This window comes from Pseudooceanicola batsensis HTCC2597 (genome assembly GCF_000152725.1).
Lineage (GTDB): Bacteria > Pseudomonadota > Alphaproteobacteria > Rhodobacterales > Rhodobacteraceae > Pseudooceanicola > Pseudooceanicola batsensis.
Genome location: NZ_AAMO01000008.1, coordinates 228,958 through 247,790 on the forward strand (window position 1 = coordinate 228,958; position 18,833 = coordinate 247,790).

Genomic DNA, 18,833 nt, shown 5'->3' on the forward strand with positions numbered 1-18,833 from the left:
TGACCTGATGAGCACGAGCTGGACCACACTCTGCGGCGCGGACGATCTGCCCGACGGCGAGGCCCGGGCTTTCGAGATCGGAGAGGCGCGCCTGTGCCTCGTCAACGATGCCGGGTCCTTCTTCTGTGTCGACGATCTCTGCACGCATGGCCGCGCCTTCCTGTCCGAAGGCTATTGCGACACCGAAGACTGCGTCCTCGAATGCCCGCTGCATGGCGGCCTGTTCGACTACAAGTCCGGCGAGGCCTGCGGCGATCCGGCCGAGAAACCGGTCAGGACCTACCCGGTGCGCATCGAGGACGGCCAGGTGCAGGTGCGGCTGTGAGCGCCCCGTGCCGTGTCGCCGTGATCGGTGCCGGCGGCACCATCGCGATGGAGGGGGCGCATCCGTTCGACTGGGTCGACTACGGCGATACCGGTCGGATCAATCCCGTCGACAGGATCGTCGAGGCGATGGACCTGGGCCTCGACGGGATCGCGCTGGAGCTCGTGCCGTTCCGGATGCTTCCCTCGACGGGGATTACCGTGGAGGACTGGATCGACCTCGCCGCCAGGGTGAAGGAACTGGACCGGCAGAACAGCATTGCGGGGATCGTCGTCACGCACGGGACCGCGACGCTGGAAGAGACCGCGTTCTTTCTCGAGGCGACCTGCGCCGCGACGAAACCGGTGATCCTCTCCGGGGCGCAGAGGCCGCCCAACACCGCGGCGAGCGATGCGATGGTGAACCTGCGCGCGGCGATCTCGGCCGCCACTCAGGCCCCGGCGGGCGTCTACGCCTGCATGAACGGCCAGCTCTTCGCGGCCTCCGATGTGAGCAAGACCTCGAATTTCGCGCTCGACGCCTTCGAGGCGCCCGAGTTCGGGCCCCTCGGCCGCATCGAGGCGGACGGCACCCTGTTCATGGCCCGCCCGCCCGTTCCGGCGCGAAGGATCCTCGCCCTGCCGGAAGGCGCGGTTCCGCGCGTCGACATCGCGCTGTCCTATTCCGGTTCCGACGGCGCCGCGATCCGCGCCCTGACAGCCGCCGGGGCGGCGGGTCTCGTGGTGGCGGGCATGCCGCCGGGCCGTGCGGCGCCCGGTGACCGGGCCGCCATGCTCGAGGCCGTCGCCGCGGGTGTCGTGGTGGTGCAATCGAGCCGCGCCCTGCGCGGCGGCGTCCCGGTGCAGCCTTATAACCGGGCAGACGGCATCCTGGGCGGTGGCGCCTTGGGCGTTCAGAAGGCCCGCATCCTGCTCATGCTGGCGCTGGCTTCGAAATCCAGCGCCGCCGACATAGAAGACCTACTCCAGACCTGGGGACGCCTCGCGCCCACCCCGGCAGGAACCGACTGAGATTCCGCAAGAGGATCCGGTCCGGCACCCACCCACCACGGAGGTTTGAAAGGTGTCCTTGGGACGAATTTACGAGAAGATCCTGCTGGGGCTCGCGATCCTGGGGGGCCTCCTGCTGGTCTTCCTCGTCGTGGTGATCGGCGGAGAGGCGATCCTGCGCCTGTTCAACATCGGCCTGATCCGGGGAAGCGTTCAATTTTCGGAATACGCCATCTTCAGCCTCGCTATGCTTGCCGCACCATGGCTGCTCTACCACGACGGTCATCTGCGGGTGACGGTGGTTCTCGACAACATGGGGCCGAGGGTACGGGCGCGCGCCCTGCTTCTGACCGACTTCATCGGTCTCGCCGCCTGCGCCGTCACGCTGCGGTATGCCGTCGATGTCCTGATCGGCTCTTTCAGGAGCGGTCAGCTCATATTCAACGACGTGGTGGTGAGCGAATGGCTGCTGCAATGGCAGGTGCCGCTGGCGCTCGCGCTGCTCGCGGTCGAGTTCATCCGCCGGATCTACCTGGCGCTCGGCAAGCCGGTCGAACGCACCGCCCTGACAGGAGCCCGAGACAATGCCTGAGTGGATTTTCGCGATCTCGCTGATGTTCGGCAGCGTCCTGTTCCTGCTGATGCTCGGCGTGCCGGTGGTCTTTTCGTTCCTCGCCGTGAACATCGTCGGCGCGCTGATCTTTCTCGGCGGCGAGATGGGCCTGACCCAGATGGTGCGCAGCATGCGGTCGACGGCCGGGCAGTATTCGCTGGTGCCGATCCCCCTCTTCGTCCTGATGGGCGAGATTATGTTGCAGACCGGCATGGCGCAGAAGTCCATCGACGCCATCGACCGCCTGATCAGCAAGGTGCCGGGCCGCCTGTCGATCGTCGCGGTCCTCGGCGGCACGGTGTTCTCGTCCCTCTCCGGCTCGACGCTGGCCAATGCGGCGGTGCTCGGCCGGACGCTGTTCCCGCAGATGAAGGACCGGGGCTATTCCTCGACCATCGCCATCGGCCCGATCCTCGCCGTCGGCGGCATCGCCATGCTGATCCCGCCCTCCGGGCTCGGCGTCCTGCTCGGGTCGCTCGCCCGGATTTCGATCAACGATCTGCTGATCGCGGCCATCGTGCCCGGCGCGCTCATGGCCTTGCTGTTCCTGGGCTATATCGTCCTCCGGTGCCGCATCAGCCCCGAGATCGCCCCGCCGTATGACGGACCGGTCCTCACGCTGCGCGAGCGTATCCTGCCGATCTTCACCCATGTCGTTCCGCTTCTGGGGGTGTTCGTGGTGGTCGTCGGCTCGATGTTCGCCGGAATCGCGACGCCGACGGAAAGCGCGGCGCTTGGCGTTCTCGCCACGCTGGTCGCCGCCGCGGCCTACCGGACCCTCTCGATCCGGGCGATGGTCCTGTCGGTCAGCGAGACGCTCAAGTTCAGCGCGATGATCCTGCTCATCATCTGTACCTCCGGCACCTTCTCGCAGATCCTCGCCTTTTCGGGGGCGACGCAGGAGATGTCGCAGATCGTCACCAGCGCGGGCGTGTCGAACACGATGCTCGTCATCTTCATGCTGGGCATCCTCGTGTTCCTGGGCTGCTTCATGGACCAGGTGTCCATGATGATGCTGACGCTGCCGATCTTCATGCCCATCGTGGCCACGATCGGCGTCGATCCGGTCTGGTTCGGCGTGCTGATGCTGATCGCGCTGGAAATCAGCCTGACGACGCCGCCCTTCGGCCTTCTGCTTTTCCTGATGCAGAGCGTCGCGGACCGGCCGCTCGCCATGACGACGATCTACAAGTCCGTCCTGCCGTTCCTGCTGCTCGAATTTGCCGTGCTCGCCCTGCTGCTGTTCCTGCCGGGCACGGTCAGCTGGCTGCCCGATCTGATCCGATGACGACGTGAGACGATGAAGAGTCCCGATTTCTCCTACGTGCGGGCCACGTCCCTCGACGAGGCGCTTGCGATGCTCGCCGACAGTGAGGATGCCGTGATCCTTGCCGGCGGCCAGAGCCTGGTGGCCGCGCTGAACCTGCGGCTCCAGGCACCCGAACTGGTGATCGACATCAACCACATTCCCGGGCTCGACCGCATCGAGCTGGCGGAGGGGAAGCTCCGCATCGGTCCGCTGGTGCGACACGCACAGCTCATGGCGAGCGCCGAGGCCGCGCGGGCCCTGCCGTTGATCGCCCAGGCCCTGCCCCATGTCGCCCATCCGGCGATCCGCAACCGCGGCACGACCTGCGGCAGCCTGGCCTATGGCGATCCTGCGGCGGAAATGCCCGCCTGTGCCGTGGCTCTGGACGCGACCCTGGTTCTGGCCAGCCGGGACGGCACGCGCGAGGTTCCGGCCCGCGATTTCTATGACGGGCTCTACGAAACCCGGCGCGCGCCGCATGAGATGTTGATCGAGGCGCGTTTTCCCGCCGCCCCCGAGGGCGCGCGCGCGATGTTCGCGGAACTTGCCGTGCGCCGGGGCGATTTCGCATCCCTCGGGCTTGCGGGGCAGCTGCACCTCGACGCGGGCGCCATCGCCGCCTTCGACCTCGTCGCCTTCGCCTCGGAACCGGCGCCGCATCTTCTGACCGGGGTGGCGGAGCTCGCACTTGGACAGAGGCCGGATGCCCGGCTCGCCGCCGATCTGGCGCAGGCCGTCGCCGAGGCGGTGGACCCGCTGGAGAGCCCGCTCGCCACCCCCGCGATGCGCCGCCGACAATACCGCGCTCTGGCCGAACGCTGCCTGCGCGATGCGATGGAGCTTGCCGATGCCTGACGACCTGATCCGCTTCACCCTCAATGGACGCCGCATCGCGGTGCCCTCCACACGCGGCCACCTGGGCGATCTCCTGCGTCACGAACTCGGCGAAACCGGCACGCACATCGGCTGCGAACACGGTGTGTGCGGCGCCTGCAACGTCGTGATGGACGGGCGCGTCACCCGCTCCTGCCTGACGCTCGCGGTGCAGGTCGATGGGGCCGAGATCGAAACCATCGAACATGCGGGAAACGATCGGTGCGGGGCCGCGCTTCAGGACGCCTTCGTGGCGCGCAATGCCTTCCAGTGCGGCTATTGCACCCCGGGGATGATCATGACCGCGCGCGAGCTCTTGTCCGAGAATGCCGCCCCCGGGCGCGCCGAGATACGCGATGCCATCTCGGGCAACCTGTGCCGCTGCACCGGGTATCAGGCGATCGTCGAGGCGATTTCGGACGCGGCCGAAGCGCTGCGGGAGACGGCCGATGACTGAGTTGGCCAATAGCGGGATCGGCGCGCCGCTGCCGCGGGAAGGGGCCCGCCGCCTGGCCGAGGGGCGCGGACGTTACGTGGACGACATCACGCTGCCCGGCCTGCTCCACATCGCCTTCGTGCGCGCGCCTTTCGCGCATGGCCGCCTCCTGGGGATCGAGACCGACGACGCGCTGGAGGTCCCCGGTGTCGTTGCGGTGATCGATGGCAGGCGGCTTGCCGAGATCTGCGCGCCGTTCGACACCAACCCGCCGGGCGTGCCCGGCCATGCCTCTGCCCCGCAGCCGCCGCTGGTCGTGGACGAAAGCTGTTTTCAGGGCGAAGCCGTCGCCGCCGTCGTTGCCGAGAGCCGGGCCGCCGCAGAGGACGGGGCGGAACTGGTCTTCCTCGACTGGGACGAACTGCCCGCGGTCTGTTCGATCGAAGATGCGCAGGCGGAAGACGCCGCACCGGTACATACCCGCTTTTCCGACAATCTCTCGCTCCGTCACCGGTTCGGGGCCGAAGATGTCTCGGAGGCCTTTCACGGCGCCGCCCATGTGGTCGAGGCCGATTTCAGCTTCGGGCGTCAGACCGGCGTGACGCTCGAGCCGCGCGGCATCGTCGCGCACTGGGATCCCCGCACCGAAGAGCTCGAGGTGTGGCAGTCGCACCAGGTGCCGTGGCAGATGCGCGAAGTCTACGCCCGCCAGCTGGGCCTGTCGCCGCAATCCGTGCGCGTCACCGCGCCGGACGTGGGCGGCGCCTTCGGGCTCAAGCTGCATGCCTATGCCGATGAACTGGCGGCGGTGGCGGTGTCCCGGCTGCTGGGGCGCCCGGTCAAGTACATCGTCGACCGGCTGGAGTCCTTCACCGCGGACGCCCATGCGCGCGAAGCCCGGGCGAGCTGTCGGATGGCGGTGGATGCCGAGGGGCACATCCTGGGGATCGACGCGGTCGTCGACGCGGGTTTCGGCGCCTACGCGATGCATCCGCGCGGCAGTTTCGGCGAGGCGATGCAGGCGGCGCAGATGATCGGGGCGCCCTACAGGGTCGGGGCCTTCCGGGCCGAGGTGCGCGGATGGCGGCAGAACAAGGCGCCCAGCGGGGCCTACCGGGGCGTGGGGCAACCGATTGCCTGCGCCATCACCGAGGAGATGATCGACCTGGCCTCGCGGGCCGCCGACATCGATCCGGCCGAGATGCGCCGCATCAACTATCGACGCACTCTGGACGAGGGCACGCGGGCGACGCAGGCGGGGCTGGTCGTCGAAGAGCTTTCGCTCGACGCCTGCCTGGACAAGCTGCTGGAGGCGATGGACTACACCGCGCTCCGGTCCGAGCAGGCGGCGCTGCGCGCGAAGGGGATCTATCGCGGCATCGGGCTGGCCAGCTTCGTCGAACTTACAGGCGTCGGGGCGGGGCTCTACGGGCCGCTCGGGCTGACGGTCGCCGCGAACGAGGCCTGCCGCCTCACCCTGCAACCGGACGGCAGCCTGACCTGCGCGACGAGCGTCACCGATCAGGGGCAGGGCACGCTGTCCGCCATCGCCCAGCTGATCGCCGGGGAGTTCGGCATCGCACCGGAGGGCGTCCGGATGGTGGCCGGTGACACCGGGCGAACGCCCTATGGCGGTGGCGCCTGGGCCTCGCGCGGGATGGCGCTTGGCGGCGAGGCGGCGAAACGCGCCTGCGCAAGGCTGCGGGACGGTCTTCTGGAGCTCGCCGCCGGGATCCTGCAATGCGAGCCCGAGGCGCTCCGCTTCGAGCAGGGCGAAATCATCGGGCCCAAGGGGGCCTCGGGTCTGGACCTCGCCGAATTGGCGGCGCTTTGTCATTACCGGCCCTACGACAGTCCGACCGGACAGGTCCCCCCGATGACGGTCGAGGAAAGCTTCGTGCCTGCTGCATTGCCCTATATCGCCAGCAACGGGGTCCATGCCGTTCATCTGGAGGTCGACCCCGAGCTCGGCACGGTGGATCTGCTGGGATACTGGGTGGTGGACGACTGCGGCACCGTCGTGAACCCTCTGCTGGTCGACGAACAGCTGCGCGGCGGCATCGTGCAGGGCATCGGCGCCGCGCTTTACGAAGAGTGCCTGTATTCCGAAGACGGCCAGTTCACCAACGGCACCCTGGCGGATTACGTGGTGCCGATGGCGGGCGAGATGCCCGACATCTTCGTCGAACACGTCTCGACGCCGACACGGGCCACCGGGCTTGGCGCCCGGGGCGTGGGCGAGGCCGGAACGGTCGGCGGGCTGGGCGCCGTGCGCACCGCCCTGGGCGATGCGCTCGTGCCGACCGGCGCGCGCGTGTCGCAGCAGCCGTTCACCCCCGGCCGTGTCCTTGCCGCGATCATGGCGGCCGAAGACGCAGAATAAGCACCGCAACCAGCAGGAAGACCAGCCATGGAAATGCAAGACAGCCGCATCATCGCCGCCCCGCGTGAGACCGTGTTCGAGGGGATCCTGAAGCCCGAGATGCTCAGGGCCTGCATCCCCGGCGCCGAGGACGTGACGGGTTCGGCGGAGGACGGGTTCGAGGCCGTGGTGGTGCAGAAGGTCGGACCGGTGAAGGCCCGCTTCAAGGGGGCCGTCACGATCGAGGATGTCTTGCCCGGCACCTCGCTGCGCCTCGTGGGCGAGGGCAAGGGCGGCGCGGCGGGCTTTGCCAGGGGCGCGGCAACGGTCACACTGGCCGACCACCCCGAGGGCACGGAACTGACCTACGCGGTCGATGCGAAGGTGGGGGGCAAGATCGCCCAGCTCGGCTCGCGCATCATCGACGGCTTTGCCAGGAAGATGGCGGATCAGTTCTTCGAGCGCTTCAAGACCGAGCTGGAGGGAGCGCGTCCCGTCGCCCCTTCGCTGGAGGACTGAACGCAGGGTCCGGAGCCTGCTAGTGCGTGTCACGGCCAGGTCATGAAGGCCTTAGCCGATCGTTCGGCGGACGGTTCGCGACGGGTGCGCTGGCGCAGTGCGCGTGCTGCACCAGAGCATGGATCCGGACCGGCACATCTGAGGGGCGTGCAGCCCTAGCGGACCACCAGCACCGCCTGTTTCGCGTGGCGCACCACGCGGGCGGCATTGGGACCGACGAGGTAGTCGCGCAATTCGGGCCGGTGCGCGCCGACGACGATGGCATCGGCGCCCAGCTTGTCGGCCTTGCGGATGATCTGGTCGTAGACCGTCCCCTGCGAGACGTGAAGCCCGGCGATCCCGGCCCCCGGCATCGCGCCCTCGGCCCAGGTGCGGAGGGCGGTTTCGGTCTCGGTCCGGACCTGTTTCGCATGTTCCGGGCCGAAGGCCGATCCGACGAGGTTGAAGCCCATGTCCGGAACCACGTTCAGCACGTGAAGCTCGGCGCCGCACATGCGGGCGAGTTCCAGGCCGTGATCGGCGGCACGCTGCGCGCCCGCGTCGTCGTTGATGTCGACGGCGAGAAGGATCTTGTTGAACATGGCGGTCTCCTCAGAAGGCGGGCTGCGTGGCGCGGCGGCGCTGGAGCAGCACGACGCCGGCCAGCAGGATCAGGGCCGGAATGAAGAACAGCTCTTTCGGCATCCTCTCGTTCTCGACCGCGACCGAACGGATCACCACCGGACTGTCGGCGTAATAGTCGTATTCGATGCCGATGGATTCGAAATGCGGCGTGCCGGGGAAGGGTTCTTCCAGAAGCAGTCGGTCGCCTTCCTCCATGACGGTCAGCCCCTGATCCTCGAGTGCGGCCATCGCGTCGCCCGAGACGCCCGGCACGACGATCGTGGTGGGCCGGGTCTCGCCGGTGTCGAAATCGGGGCCTTCGATGGTCAGCCTGACGTCCTCGCCGTCCGCGGCGGTGGCCATCAACTCGATCGCTTCGGGTCCGCTGGCGCGGGCATAGCGCTCCGACACCTGGTCGAGGAAGAAGCCCGGCCGGAACAGCATGAAGGCGATGAGCAGCAGCGCCACGGTTTCCCACCATTTCGATCTGGCGATGAAATAGCCCTGCGTCGCGGCGGCGAAAAGCAGCATGGCGAGCAGGGCGATGAAGAAGACGAAGATCGCCTTGAACAGGCCGACGTCGATCAGCAGCAGGTCGGTGTTGAAGATGAAGAGGAAGGGCAGGAGAGCCGTGCGGATGTCATAGGCGAAACCCTGCACGCCCGTCTTGATCGGGTCGCCGCGGCTGATGGCGGCGGCGGCATAGGCGGCAAGGCCGACGGGTGGCGTGTCGTCGGCGAGGATGCCGAAGTAGAACACGAACATGTGGACCGCGATCAGCGGCACGATCAGACCCGCCTGCGCCCCGACCGAGATGATCACCGGCGCCATGAGCGAGGAGACGACGATGTAGTTGGCCGTCGTCGGCAGCCCCATCCCGAGGATCAGCGACAGGACCGCGACGAGGACGAGCAGGATGATCAGGTTGCCGCCCGAGATGACCTCGATCACCTGGCCGATGACCTGATGCGCGCCGGTGAGGCTGATCGTCCCGACGATGATGCCGGCGGCCCCGGTGGCGACGCCGATGCCGATCATGTTGCGTGCCCCGAGGATCAGGCCGTTGACGAAATCGCCCCAGCCGGCGCGGAATTCATCGCCCGCGTTCCTGCCGCGGAACATCGCCTTGATGGGTCGGTGCGTCAGCGCGATGATGATCATGAAGATCGTGGCCCAGAAGGCTGAGAGGGCAGGAGAGAGCCGGTCGAGGTTCTCTGTCCGCACCATCAGGTTCCAGACCAGGATGAAGATCGGAATGGCGAAATAGAGCCCGGCGATCAGCGTGGGCGTCAGGCGCGGCGCAACCGGCGGGCCGTCGGTGCCGGTGTCGGTCTCGAGCTCGGGATAGCGCGCGGCGACCGAGAGCAGGAAGATGTAGAGCACCGCGACCAGCGCCACGGCGGCATAGACCGAGTCGCCCATGATCGGGTCGAGGAGCGCCCGCAGACCGATCATCAGGAAGGACAGGATGCCGAGCAGGATGAAGCCCGACAGGAACAGGATCAGGATCATGATGACCCCGATCCGCCGGCCCGGCTTCTCGAGCCCCTTCAGCCCCATCTTGAGGCTTTCCAGATGCACGATGTAGAGCAGCGCGATGTAGGAGATCACGGCCGGCAGAAAGGCGTGCTTGACCACGTCGATATAGGGAATGTTGACGTATTCGACCATGAGGAAGGCCGCGGCCCCCATCACGGGCGGGGTGAGCTGGCCGTTGGTTGAGGATGCGACCTCGACCGCGCCGGCCTTTTCGGCCGGAAAGCCGATCCGCTTCATCAGGGGGATGGTGAAGGTGCCGGTGGTCACGGTGTTGGCGATGGACGAGCCCGAGATCATCCCGGTCATCATCGAACTGAGCACCGAGGCCTTGGCCGGCCCGCCGCGCAGGGCGCCGAGAAGCGCGATGGCGACCTTGATGAACCAGTTGCCGCCGCCCGCGCGGTCGAGCAGGGCCCCGAACAGCACGAAGAGGAAGATCATCGTCGTCGAGACGCCGAGCGCCACGCCGAAGACGCCTTCTGTCTGCATCCAGTAGTGGCCGAGCGCCTTGGAGAGAGAGGCGCCGCCGTAGTTGGTGATGTTGCGCGCCCATTCCGAGTAGCCGCCGAAGAAGGCGAAGGCGATGAAGCAGGAGGCGATGATCACCAGCGGCAGCCCCAGCGAACGGTAGACCGAGATCATCAGCACCGTCATGCCGATGCAGGACATGACGATGTCGGAGGTGCTCCAGAGCCCCGGGCGGCCGGCGATCTCGAAGCGGAAGACCACGAGATAGAGACAGGCGGCGACGCCCAGCACCACGAGGGCCCAGTCGTAGGCGGGGATGCGGTCCTTGGGGGCCGAGGAGGTCAGCGGAAAGGCCAGCGTCGCCAGCATGATCGCGAAGGCGAGGTGCACGAAACGCGCCTGCGCGACGATATTGGCGAAAAGCCCGATGCCGGTCGCCTGCCCGAGGAACGCGGGCAGCTGCGACGCGATGTAGAGCTGGAAGAGCGACCAGGCGATGCAGGTCCCGATGATGAGCTGCGCCTGCCACCTGGCGGCGGGATTGCGTGCGCCGGTATCGGCCTCGGCCACCATGTCGTCGGCCGTGCGGTCGGTCGAAGGCTGATCCACCATCCCTTTCGTCCCCCTGTCTGTTGTTGTCATTCGGGGTCTTTGCGAACCCCTGCGTCTTGTTCTGGCGGCGGTCCGGCCCTCGGGGGCCGGCGCCCTGTCCGGGATCGAGAGGCGAAGGCGGCGGCCGGTTGCCCGCCGCCGCCCCGTCGTCCGGTCAGTCCATCAGGCCGAGTTCCTTGTAGGCCCGTTCGGCGCCCGGATGCAGCGGGGCGCTGAGCCCGTCCTTGACCATCTGCTCGGGTTCGAGATTGGCGAAGGCCGGGTGAAGCTGCTGGAAGTCCGAGATGTTCTCCATCACCGCCTTGGCGACGACATAGACCGTGTCCTCGGGGATGTCGGCACGGGTCACGAAGGTCGCCCCGACGCCGAAGGTCGTGGTGTCCTCGTCATTGCCCTCGTACATGCCGCCGGGGATCGTGGCGACGCGGTAGTAGGGGTTGTCGCCGACCAGCTGGTCGATCGGCTCGCCCTTCACGTCGATCAGGTCGACGTCGCAGGTGGTGGTCGCCTCCTGGATGGCGGCGGCGGGGTGGCCGACGGTGTAGATCATCGCGTCGATATTGCCGTCGCAGAGCTGCTGCGCCATTTCCGAGCCCTTGTATTCGGTCGCCAGGGCGAAATCGGACATGGAGATGCCGAAGGCTTCCATCACGACTTCCATCGTGGCGCGCTGGCCCGAACCGGGGTTGCCGACATTCACGCGCTTGCCGGCGAGGTCTTCGAAGCTCTCGATGCCGGAATCGCTGCGGGCGAGCAGGGTGAAGGGTTCGGGATGGACCGAAAAGACGGCGCGGATCTCGGGGAAGGGGTTGTCCGAGAACTTCGAGGTGCCGTTGTAGGCGTGGTACTGCCAGTCGGACTGGGCCACGCCGAATTCGAGCTCTCCGGCCTTGATCGTGTTGATGTTGTAGACCGAGCCGCCGGTCGATTCCACGGCGCAGCGGATCCCGTGTTCCTTGCGGGACTTGTTCACGAGACGGCAGATGGCGCCGCCGGTCGGATAATAGACGCCGGTCACGCCGCCGGTGCCGATCGAGATGAACTCCTGCGCGCCGGCGGCTCCGCCGATCCCGATGCCGAGAGCGGCCGCTGCGGCAAAGATGCTGTGTTTCATTTCAATTCTCCCTGTAATTCCAATCGCGACCATTTGAGTCGATACTGCAAGTAGACTGTGCAGAATCGGATTGGGCAAGTGCTGCCCGGAAAACAGGCAGTCGGACGGGGCCGGGCATGTCGCATGTATTCGCCAGAAACTCCCGCTCGCATCCGCCGCGCGTCTCGCACGGGGAGGGGTGTTACCTGTTTGATGAAACAGGGAAATCCTATCTCGACGGGTCCGGGGGCGCGGCGGTGTCCTGCCTTGGTCACGGCGATGCGCACGTGGCCGGGGCGATCCGCGACCAGCTTGAGAAAGTTGCCTTTGCGCATACCGGCTTCTTCACCTCCGACCCGGCCGAGGCGCTGGCGGACCGGCTCTGCACGCTCGCACCCGGAGAGCTGGACAAGGTCTATTTCGTCTCGGGCGGGTCCGAGGCGATGGAGGCCGCGCTGAAACTGGCGCGGCAGTATTACCTGGAGATCGGCGAAGAGGGGCGCAGCCGGATCATTGCGCGGCGGCAGTCCTATCATGGCAACACGCTCGGCGCGCTGGCCACGGGCGGCAATGCCTGGCGGCGCGCGCCGTTCGCTCCGCTGCTGATGGAGACGTCGCATGTGGCGCCCTGCCATGCCTACCGCGGGCAGGAGGCGGGAGAGACGGCCGACGCCTATCGCGACCGGCTGGTGGCGGAGATCGAGGCGCGGATCCAGGCGCTCGGCGCCGAGACGGTCATGGCGTTCGTGGCCGAGCCGGTGGTGGGCGCGACCCTTGGCGCGGTGCCGGCGGTGCCCGGCTATTTCCGTGCCATCCGCGAGTTGTGCGACCGATACGGGATCCTGATGATCCTGGACGAGGTGATGTGCGGCATGGGGCGGACCGGCACGCTTTTCGCCTGCGAGCAGGAGGGGGTGAGCCCGGACATCCTCTGCATCGCCAAGGGGCTGGGCGCCGGTTACCAGCCGATCGGCGCCATGATGTGCAGCGGCCATATTCACGAGGCCGTGGCGAAGGGCAGCGGCTCCTTTCAGCACGGTCACACCTATGTCGGACACCCGGTCGCCTGCGCCGCCGGCCTCGCCGTGCTGGAGCGGCTGGTGGACGACCGGGTGCTGAACCGGGTCGCACCCGCCGGCGACCGGCTGCGCGCCGCGCTCGAGGACCGTTTCGGACAGCATCCGCATGTCGGCGACATCCGGGGCAGGGGGCTGTTTCTGGGGCTCGAACTCGTGGCGGACCGCGACACCAAGGAACCGCTGGATCCCGGGCTCAAGGTCCATGCCGCGGTCAAGGCGGCGGCCTTCGACAAGGGGCTGATCTGCTATCCCAGCGGCGGCACGGTGGACGGCAAGAGGGGCGACCACGTCCTGATCGCGCCGCCGTTCATCGTGAGCGACCACCACATCGAAGAGCTGGTCGACAAGCTTTCGGCCGCGTTCGGAGCCGTTCCCGCGCTGAACGGCTGAGCGGGCGCGGCGCCGTCGCGTCTTGCGACCACGGGCGAGGGCTTCGCGCTGCAACCGCTGGGTTGTCGGCGACACGGGGACGGGGGATCGAGGTCCGGCCGAAGACGTCGTACCGCACCTGGATAACCGGCGGGCGCCGTGCCCTTCACATATCGAGAAAACGCGCCACGAGGTCCGAGGCCGGCAGGCCGGGTCGGGCGCCGAGATCGCGCGCCGGCCGGTTGGCGGCCGAGACCACACCGTCCTGCCAGCTCGAGCGCGCATCGCCGATGCGGGCGCTGTTGGCCGCGACCGTCGCGGCCGCGATGCCGCGTTGTTCGAGCGGGGCAAGCCGGCCCGTGCCCGGCCCGCCGCCCGCGTCGTTGAAGAGCGCGAGGCGGGCGTCGACCTTCAGCGCGTTCCGCGGGTCGGTGCCGAAGAGCGCGCCGTGCGAGCCGGTGACGATCACCGCGCCCTCGTCCTCCGGTCGCACGAGGCTGGCCGAGTCGATCAGGACCAGGGGGCGGCGGGCCGCCGGCAGGTGAAGGACGTCGCGCGCCTCGGCGACCTCGGGGCAGGGGCCGTGGCGCTCGGGGGCGGCCGCGAGACGCCGCGCCGCCTCGCGGCAGGGCATTCCCGGGCGGAGCCCGCAGGCGGCGGCCTGGGCATTGGCGTGCGAGATGCGGCCCCGGTCGAGCATCCGTTCCGCCTGTCCGATCGGTGCGCTGGCGTGGTCGACCGCGGCGGCGGCCAGGCCCAGCCTTTCCAGCCAGGCAAGGCCGCCGATCCCGGCCTCGTCCAGCCCGACGCCCGCATCGTGCAGGATCACCGCGCGACATCCCGATCTGCAGGCCAGCCAGGTGGCGTAGGTGCCGCCGTGCGAACCGGAGACCACCACCCGGCCGGCCGCGTCCGGCCCCAGCCGGGTCACGCTGTCGGCAAGGACCGGGCCGTCCGGATCAGGCAATCCGGTCGCCTTTCTTGACCTGGGCGGCACGGCTGTCGGCCGCCGGCAGCATCTTGCCCGGGTCGCGGGTCACCACGACGTCCAGAACGGTCGGGCGGCCCGGCTCTTTCAGCGCTTGCGACAGGGCATCGGCCAGCTGGTCGGGTTTCTCGACGCGGATCCCGCGGCATCCCAGGGCTTCGGCGGCGGCGGCGTAATTCGTCTCGGCGAGGTCGCTGGACTGGTACGCGCCTTCGCCGTACATCAGGTGCTGAAGGGCTTTGACGTAGCCCGAGGCGGCGTTGTTGACCACGATGATGGTCACCGCGAGACCCATGCGCCGCGCGGTCTCGAGCTCGCCCAGCACCATGTTGAACCCGCCGTCCCCGGTCAGGGCGACCACGGCGCGATCGGGCGCGCCAAGCCGCGCTCCGATGGCCCCCGGGAGGCCGTAGCCGATCGAGGCGAAGCCGCGGTCGGGCACGAAGCCGCGCCCGGCCTGGGGCTGATCGTAAAGCAGTCCGCCCCAGTGCGCCGCGAATCCGCCGTCGGCGATGAGGATTGCGTCGGACGGCAGGCTCTTGTTGAGTTCCCCCATCAGTCGGCCCATGGAAACCGGGATCTCTTCGCTTTCCAGCCGTTCGCGTGCCTTTTCGCGCCAGGCGTCCATCCGGCGCCCCAGATCGTCCACCCAGTCCTGCCGCGCTTGCGGCACCTCGCGGTCCCGGAGGGCAGAGGCGAGATCCCGTATCCCCTCGCGCGCGTCGCCCCAGAGCGGAAGGCTGGGCAGGTAGGTGCGCCCGATCTCCTCGGCGACGCAGTCGAGGTGGATCACCGTCTTGCCGGGCGCGGGAACGGTGTAGCGCTTGGTGGCGATCTCGCCGAGCTTGCACCCGATCACCAGAAGGCAGTCGCTTTCGGCGATCATGTCGTTGGCGATCCGGTCGTAGCGCCCGAAGAGGCCGGCGGAGACGGGGCTTGTGCAGGCGACCGCCCCCTTGCCGCTCATGGTATGTGCGACGGGGATGTTCTGTGCCTCGGCGAAGGCCTGGAGTTCCGCCGCTGCCCGCGACAGGTGGATGCCGCCCCCCGCGAGGATCAGGGGCTTTTCCGCCGCCGCCAGCATGTCGGCCGCCTGGGCGAGGCCTTCGGAATCGGGCCGGGTGCGCAGGGCGGGCGCGGCCTCGTAACGGCCGACCGCCACGAGATCCTCGTCCGAGAAGCCGTGCGTGCCATGGGCCACGTCCTCGGGGATGACCAGCGCGACGGGACCGGGGCGGCCCGTGGTCGCGACGGTGAAGGCGCGCCGCACGAGTTCGGGGATGCGCGAGACACTCTCGGCGCGGAGCAGTTCCTTGACGGCGGGGCGCAGGATTTCGGCCTGCCGCGCCTCCTGGGTCATGTTCTTCCACGAATGGGCGCGGTGCGAGTCCCCGACGATGGCCACCAGCGGGCTGCCGGCGTTGAGCGCCTCGACCAGGCCGGTGACGAGGTTGGTCGCGCCGGGCCCGAGCGTCGCGTCCACCACGCCGACGCGCCCCGTGACCTTGGCGTAGGCGTCGGCAGCGAAGACGCCGCAGCGTTCGTCGTTGATGAGGTTGTGGTTCAGTCCCAGCCGGCGGGCGGCGTCGTAGAAGGGAAGGAGCTGGAAACCGCCCATGCCGAAGATCGGACCCGTGTTGTGGGCCTGAAGCATCCGGGCCAGCGCCTCGCCTCCGGTCATCTCGTTCTGGAATTGCTGGTTCATAGTGCCCTCTTCAAGTCAGTTGATGCGATAGCCCAGAACCCGCGGCAGCCAGAGCGAGAGTTCAGGGAAGATGACGACCAGTCCGAGCGCCACCAGCATGCCGAGAAGCAGCCAGCCGACCCAGCGGAAGGTGCTTTCGAGCGGCGTGTCGGCGATCTTGGAGGCGACCATGAGATTGACCGCCACCGGGGGCGTGAACTGGCCCATGGCGACGAGCATGGCCATGATCACCCCGAACCAGACGAAGGACCATTCGAAGGCCTGCACGATAGGGACCAGCAGCGGCACCGCGATCAGGTAGATGGACACCCCGTCCAGCACCATGCCCGCCAGGATCAGGACGATCATCAGGAAGATCAGGATCACCCATTCGTTGTCCGAGACGGACAGGAGCGCGGCGGTCGTGGCATCGAATGCGCCCATGGTGGATCCCGCCCATGCGAAGAGACCGGCAAGCGAGATGATGACCATCACCACGCCGGAGATCTTTGCGCTGGTGGCGAGCACGGTATAGATTTCGCGCAGCCCCATGGTCCGGTAGAGGAACACGCCCACGATCAACCCGTAGGTGACGGCGACCACGGCCGTCTCGGTCGGGGTGAAGAGGCCCGACCGCAGTCCGCCGAGAATGATGACCGGGGCCATCAGGCCGGGGATCGCGCGGCGAAAGCTGGCCCAGAAGGGCGGGCGGTTCGGGTCTTCGTCGATGCCGAAGTTGTGCTTGCGGCTGAGAAGGAGCGCGGGCACGGCGACGGCCAGCCCCACCAACAGGCCCGGCACCATCCCGGCGGCAAAGAGCGCACGCAGGTCCATGCCCGGGACGATCACCGAATAGACGATCATCGCCACCGAAGGCGGGATCAGGATCGCGGTCGAGGAGGAGGCGGCCACGACGCTCGCGGTGAAGCCGCGGGGATAGCCCGCCTTCAGCATCGAGGGCAGCATCACCGTGACCACCGCGGCGGCGTCCGCCGGGCCGGACCCGGACATGCCCCCCATGATCAGGCAGACGAGGACAGCCACCAGCGCCAGCCCGCCGCGACGCGGGCCGATGATCGCCTGGGCGAATTCGACCAGGCGCGCGGCGACGCCGGAGCGTTCGAAGACCATGCCGGTCAGGATGAAGAGCGGGATCGCGATCAGCGGATATTTCGCGATGGCCGCGTAGGTGTTGGGGCCGATCATGCCCAGGGCGGTCAGGTCGAGCCCGGCCAGGATGCCGACCGCGCCGGCAAAGCCCAGGGCGACCGCGATTGGCGTGCCGATCAGCATCAGGCCGGCAAAGCTCAGAAGGAGAAGCAGATTGGGATCCATGTGCGTGTCCTGTCCGTTCAGCCCGGGCGGAAGAGTTTGGCCCAGCCGCGGCCCAGCACGCGGAGGATGATCGCCACCGACAGCAGGGGCAGCCAGATCGTGTAGAGCCAGACCGGATTGCCCAGCCCCGGCGAAGTCTCGCCCCAGTACCATTCGTCGTAGGTGACCCGACCGCCGTACCAGACGATCATCGAGAACATCGCGGTGGTCACGGCAAGGGTCACCACCTCGGCCAGCCAGCGCAGCCGCCGGGGAAAGCGCTCCACGAAGAAGGTGATGCGAATGTGTTCGTTCGTCGCGAAGGCCGCCGAGGCCCCGACGAAGGTCATGAAGACCAGCAGGAAGACCGAGAATTCCTCGGTGAAGGCGAAAGAGACGTTGGTGGCATAGCGTACCACGACATTGGCAAGCGAAATCAGACAGATGGCTGCCAGCGCCGCCGCTCCCAGGGCCTCTTCGATCCGCACCGGAACGCGGGCGTGGTCGGCGCCGGTATCCGTGATACCGGGATCCTCGGGGTCATGCGCGCTCATGGGGAACTCCTGCTCGGGGACGGGGCGGCCGGCGATGCGCGGCCGCCCCGGAACGGTTTCAGCGGTTCGCGATCGATTCCTCGGCCATCTTCACGAGATCCGCGCCGATGGTGTCGGTCCATTTCTCGTAGACCGGGCGGGTGATGTCGACGAAGGCCTGCCGCTCTTCTTCGGTGAGGCTGACGACGTTGACGCCTTTCGAGCGGATGTCATCGAGAAGGCTCTCGTCGCCGTCGGTCAGCCCTTCGCGCGCGACGTCGATGCCGTGCGCGCCCGCTTCGATCGCCGCCTGCTTGAGGATCTCCTGGTCCTCGGCGGTGAAGCTGTCCCAGACCTCCTGGTTGACGGCGAAGATCAGCGGGTCGGCGACGTAGTGCCAGAGGGTCACGTTGTCCTGCCCGAGCTCATGCATGTTAAGCACCGAGTAGATGGTCAGCGGGTTCTCCTGGCCATCGACGGCGCCGGTGGTCAGCGCGGGCTGCGCGTCGGCCCAGCTCATCTGCGTGGGGTTGGCCCCCATGGCGGTGAACATGTCGTTGTAGATCGGCGAGCCGACCACCCGCATCTTCAGCCCTTCCATGTCGGCGGGCGTGCGGATCTCGCGCTGCGAATTGGTCACCTCGCGGAAGCCGTTTTCGGCCCATGCCAGCGGCACGACGCCGTTTTCGCGGAGGATCTCGAAGATCCGGTCTCCGACCGGTCCCTGCGTCAACGCGTCGAGCGCGGCGTAGTCGGGCATCAGGAACGGCATGGAGAAGAGGTTGAGCTCTTTCACCTGCGGCGACCAGTTGATCGTCGAGCCGACAGCCATGTCGATGATGCCGCGGCGCATCGCGGTAAATTCGCGCGTCTGGTCGCCCTGCACGAGTTGGACGCCGGGATAGACCTTCATGTTGATCCGGCCGTCGGTACGGTCCGCGACGAGTTCGACCCAGCGTTCGGCGGCGATCCCCCAGGGGAACGGCGCCGGCACCACGGTCGAGACGCGGTATTCCTCCTTGTAGTCCTGTGCCTGCAGGGGCGCGATGCCGAGCGTGGCCGCTGCGGCTGCCGCTGCCATGAGCGTCTTGACCATATTCATCTTGTGTCTTCCTCCCTTGGTTT

At 67.9% G+C, this 18,833-nt stretch carries 17 protein-coding genes; 9 read left to right on the forward strand and 8 right to left on the reverse strand.

Features of this window, described 5'->3' with window-relative positions; all coding sequences use genetic code 11:
- Nucleotides 1-7 precede the first annotated feature (7 nt).
- Genes OB2597_RS02395 through OB2597_RS02430 form a run of 8 tightly spaced genes read left to right on the forward strand, consistent with a single transcriptional unit; the run spans nucleotide 8 to nucleotide 7,426 of the window.
- Complete coding sequence (locus tag OB2597_RS02395) at nucleotides 8-325, forward strand: non-heme iron oxygenase ferredoxin subunit (protein WP_009803917.1); 318 nt, start codon at nucleotides 8-10, stop codon at nucleotides 323-325.
- Entirely contained in the window at nucleotides 322-1,335 is a 1,014-nt protein-coding gene (locus OB2597_RS02400) for an asparaginase (protein ID WP_040608901.1), read from the forward strand. Before OB2597_RS02395 ends, OB2597_RS02400 begins: the two co-directional genes overlap by 4 nt.
- A 52-nt stretch (nucleotides 1,336-1,387) precedes the next feature.
- A complete protein-coding gene (locus OB2597_RS02405; RefSeq protein ID WP_084658528.1) occupies nucleotides 1,388-1,906 on the forward strand; it encodes a TRAP transporter small permease in 519 nt (172 codons plus the stop codon).
- Nucleotides 1,899-3,215, forward strand: coding sequence for a TRAP transporter large permease (locus OB2597_RS02410; RefSeq protein WP_009803920.1), 1,317 nt, complete (start codon nucleotides 1,899-1,901; stop codon nucleotides 3,213-3,215). The genes OB2597_RS02405 and OB2597_RS02410 overlap by 8 nt, the downstream gene beginning before the upstream one ends.
- Nucleotides 3,216-3,227: 12 nt before the next feature.
- Nucleotides 3,228-4,091, forward strand: a complete 864-nt coding sequence (locus OB2597_RS02415) for an FAD binding domain-containing protein (RefSeq protein WP_009803921.1) — start codon at nucleotides 3,228-3,230, stop codon at nucleotides 4,089-4,091.
- Nucleotides 4,084-4,566: a (2Fe-2S)-binding protein gene (locus OB2597_RS02420; protein ID WP_009803922.1), complete on the forward strand. Its 483-nt coding sequence runs from the start codon at nucleotides 4,084-4,086 to the stop codon at nucleotides 4,564-4,566. The genes OB2597_RS02415 and OB2597_RS02420 overlap by 8 nt, the downstream gene beginning before the upstream one ends.
- The gene (locus OB2597_RS02425) at nucleotides 4,559-6,928 is read left to right on the forward strand and encodes a xanthine dehydrogenase family protein molybdopterin-binding subunit (RefSeq protein ID WP_009803923.1); all 2,370 of its coding nucleotides are present in this window, start codon (nucleotides 4,559-4,561) and stop codon (nucleotides 6,926-6,928) included. Before OB2597_RS02420 ends, OB2597_RS02425 begins: the two co-directional genes overlap by 8 nt.
- Nucleotides 6,929-6,955: 27 nt before the next feature.
- Nucleotides 6,956-7,426 carry a CoxG family protein gene (locus OB2597_RS02430; RefSeq protein WP_009803924.1) on the forward strand — a complete coding sequence of 157 codons (471 nt, stop codon included), beginning with the start codon at nucleotides 6,956-6,958 and terminating at the stop codon, nucleotides 7,424-7,426.
- A gap of 155 nt (nucleotides 7,427-7,581) precedes the next feature.
- Here the strand turns inward: OB2597_RS02430 and OB2597_RS02435 are convergent, their stop codons facing one another.
- The 3 genes from OB2597_RS02435 to OB2597_RS02445 form a co-directional block, all read right to left on the reverse strand.
- The gene (locus OB2597_RS02435) at nucleotides 7,582-8,007 is read right to left on the reverse strand and encodes a universal stress protein (protein ID WP_009803925.1); all 426 of its coding nucleotides are present in this window, start codon (nucleotides 8,005-8,007) and stop codon (nucleotides 7,582-7,584) included.
- A gap of 10 nt (nucleotides 8,008-8,017) precedes the next feature.
- On the reverse strand, nucleotides 8,018-10,648 hold the full coding sequence (locus tag OB2597_RS02440; RefSeq protein WP_009803926.1) for a TRAP transporter permease: 2,631 nt from the start codon (nucleotides 10,646-10,648) through the stop codon (nucleotides 8,018-8,020).
- A 154-nt stretch (nucleotides 10,649-10,802) separates the two neighbouring features.
- Nucleotides 10,803-11,762 (reverse strand): TAXI family TRAP transporter solute-binding subunit, encoded by a 960-nt coding sequence (locus tag OB2597_RS02445; protein ID WP_009803927.1) that lies wholly within the window; start codon nucleotides 11,760-11,762, stop codon nucleotides 10,803-10,805.
- A gap of 116 nt (nucleotides 11,763-11,878) precedes the next feature.
- Here OB2597_RS02445 and OB2597_RS02450 point away from each other — a divergent pair, with 116 nt between their 5' ends.
- A complete protein-coding gene (locus OB2597_RS02450; protein ID WP_009803928.1) occupies nucleotides 11,879-13,210 on the forward strand; it encodes an aspartate aminotransferase family protein in 1,332 nt (443 codons plus the stop codon).
- Nucleotides 13,211-13,355: 145 nt separating this feature from the next.
- On the opposite strand, the gene OB2597_RS02455 is transcribed toward OB2597_RS02450, so the two are convergent.
- The 5 genes from OB2597_RS02455 to OB2597_RS02475 are packed head-to-tail and all read right to left on the reverse strand — an operon-like array spanning nucleotide 13,356 to nucleotide 18,810.
- Nucleotides 13,356-14,156, reverse strand: a complete 801-nt coding sequence (locus OB2597_RS02455; RefSeq protein ID WP_009803929.1) for a hypothetical protein — start codon at nucleotides 14,154-14,156, stop codon at nucleotides 13,356-13,358.
- Entirely contained in the window at nucleotides 14,149-15,882 is a 1,734-nt protein-coding gene (locus OB2597_RS02460) for a thiamine pyrophosphate-binding protein (RefSeq protein ID WP_009803930.1), read from the reverse strand. Before OB2597_RS02460 ends, OB2597_RS02455 begins: the two co-directional genes overlap by 8 nt.
- Before the next feature lie 15 nt (nucleotides 15,883-15,897).
- Complete coding sequence (locus OB2597_RS02465; RefSeq protein WP_009803931.1) at nucleotides 15,898-17,196, reverse strand: TRAP transporter large permease; 1,299 nt, start codon at nucleotides 17,194-17,196, stop codon at nucleotides 15,898-15,900.
- A gap of 17 nt (nucleotides 17,197-17,213) precedes the next feature.
- On the reverse strand, nucleotides 17,214-17,729 hold the full coding sequence (locus tag OB2597_RS02470; RefSeq protein WP_009803932.1) for a TRAP transporter small permease: 516 nt from the start codon (nucleotides 17,727-17,729) through the stop codon (nucleotides 17,214-17,216).
- A 58-nt stretch (nucleotides 17,730-17,787) separates the two neighbouring features.
- Nucleotides 17,788-18,810, reverse strand: a complete 1,023-nt coding sequence (locus tag OB2597_RS02475) for a DctP family TRAP transporter solute-binding subunit (protein ID WP_009803933.1) — start codon at nucleotides 18,808-18,810, stop codon at nucleotides 17,788-17,790.
- Between the last annotated feature and the right edge of the window lie 23 nt (nucleotides 18,811-18,833).

Bases quoted from the DNA above. Each gene is read 5' to 3' on its own strand.
- OB2597_RS02395 (WP_009803917.1), top strand. From the start codon at position 8: ATGAGCACGAGCTGGACCACACTCTGCGGCGCGGACGATCTGCCCGAC.
- OB2597_RS02410 (WP_009803920.1), top strand. From the start codon at position 1,899: ATGCCTGAGTGGATTTTCGCGATCTCGCTGATGTTCGGCAGCGTCCTG.
- OB2597_RS02415 (WP_009803921.1), top strand. From the start codon at position 3,228: ATGAAGAGTCCCGATTTCTCCTACGTGCGGGCCACGTCCCTCGACGAG.
- OB2597_RS02420 (WP_009803922.1), top strand. From the start codon at position 4,084: ATGCCTGACGACCTGATCCGCTTCACCCTCAATGGACGCCGCATCGCG.
- OB2597_RS02425 (WP_009803923.1), top strand. From the start codon at position 4,559: ATGACTGAGTTGGCCAATAGCGGGATCGGCGCGCCGCTGCCGCGGGAA.
- OB2597_RS02430 (WP_009803924.1), top strand. From the start codon at position 6,956: ATGGAAATGCAAGACAGCCGCATCATCGCCGCCCCGCGTGAGACCGTG.
- OB2597_RS02435 (WP_009803925.1), bottom strand. From the start codon at position 8,007: ATGTTCAACAAGATCCTTCTCGCCGTCGACATCAACGACGACGCGGGC.
- OB2597_RS02440 (WP_009803926.1), bottom strand. From the start codon at position 10,648: ATGGTGGATCAGCCTTCGACCGACCGCACGGCCGACGACATGGTGGCC.
- OB2597_RS02445 (WP_009803927.1), bottom strand. From the start codon at position 11,762: ATGAAACACAGCATCTTTGCCGCAGCGGCCGCTCTCGGCATCGGGATC.
- OB2597_RS02450 (WP_009803928.1), top strand. From the start codon at position 11,879: ATGTCGCATGTATTCGCCAGAAACTCCCGCTCGCATCCGCCGCGCGTC.
- OB2597_RS02460 (WP_009803930.1), bottom strand. From the start codon at position 15,882: ATGAACCAGCAATTCCAGAACGAGATGACCGGAGGCGAGGCGCTGGCC.
- OB2597_RS02465 (WP_009803931.1), bottom strand. From the start codon at position 17,196: ATGGATCCCAATCTGCTTCTCCTTCTGAGCTTTGCCGGCCTGATGCTG.
- OB2597_RS02470 (WP_009803932.1), bottom strand. From the start codon at position 17,729: ATGAGCGCGCATGACCCCGAGGATCCCGGTATCACGGATACCGGCGCC.
- OB2597_RS02475 (WP_009803933.1), bottom strand. From the start codon at position 18,810: ATGAATATGGTCAAGACGCTCATGGCAGCGGCAGCCGCAGCGGCCACG.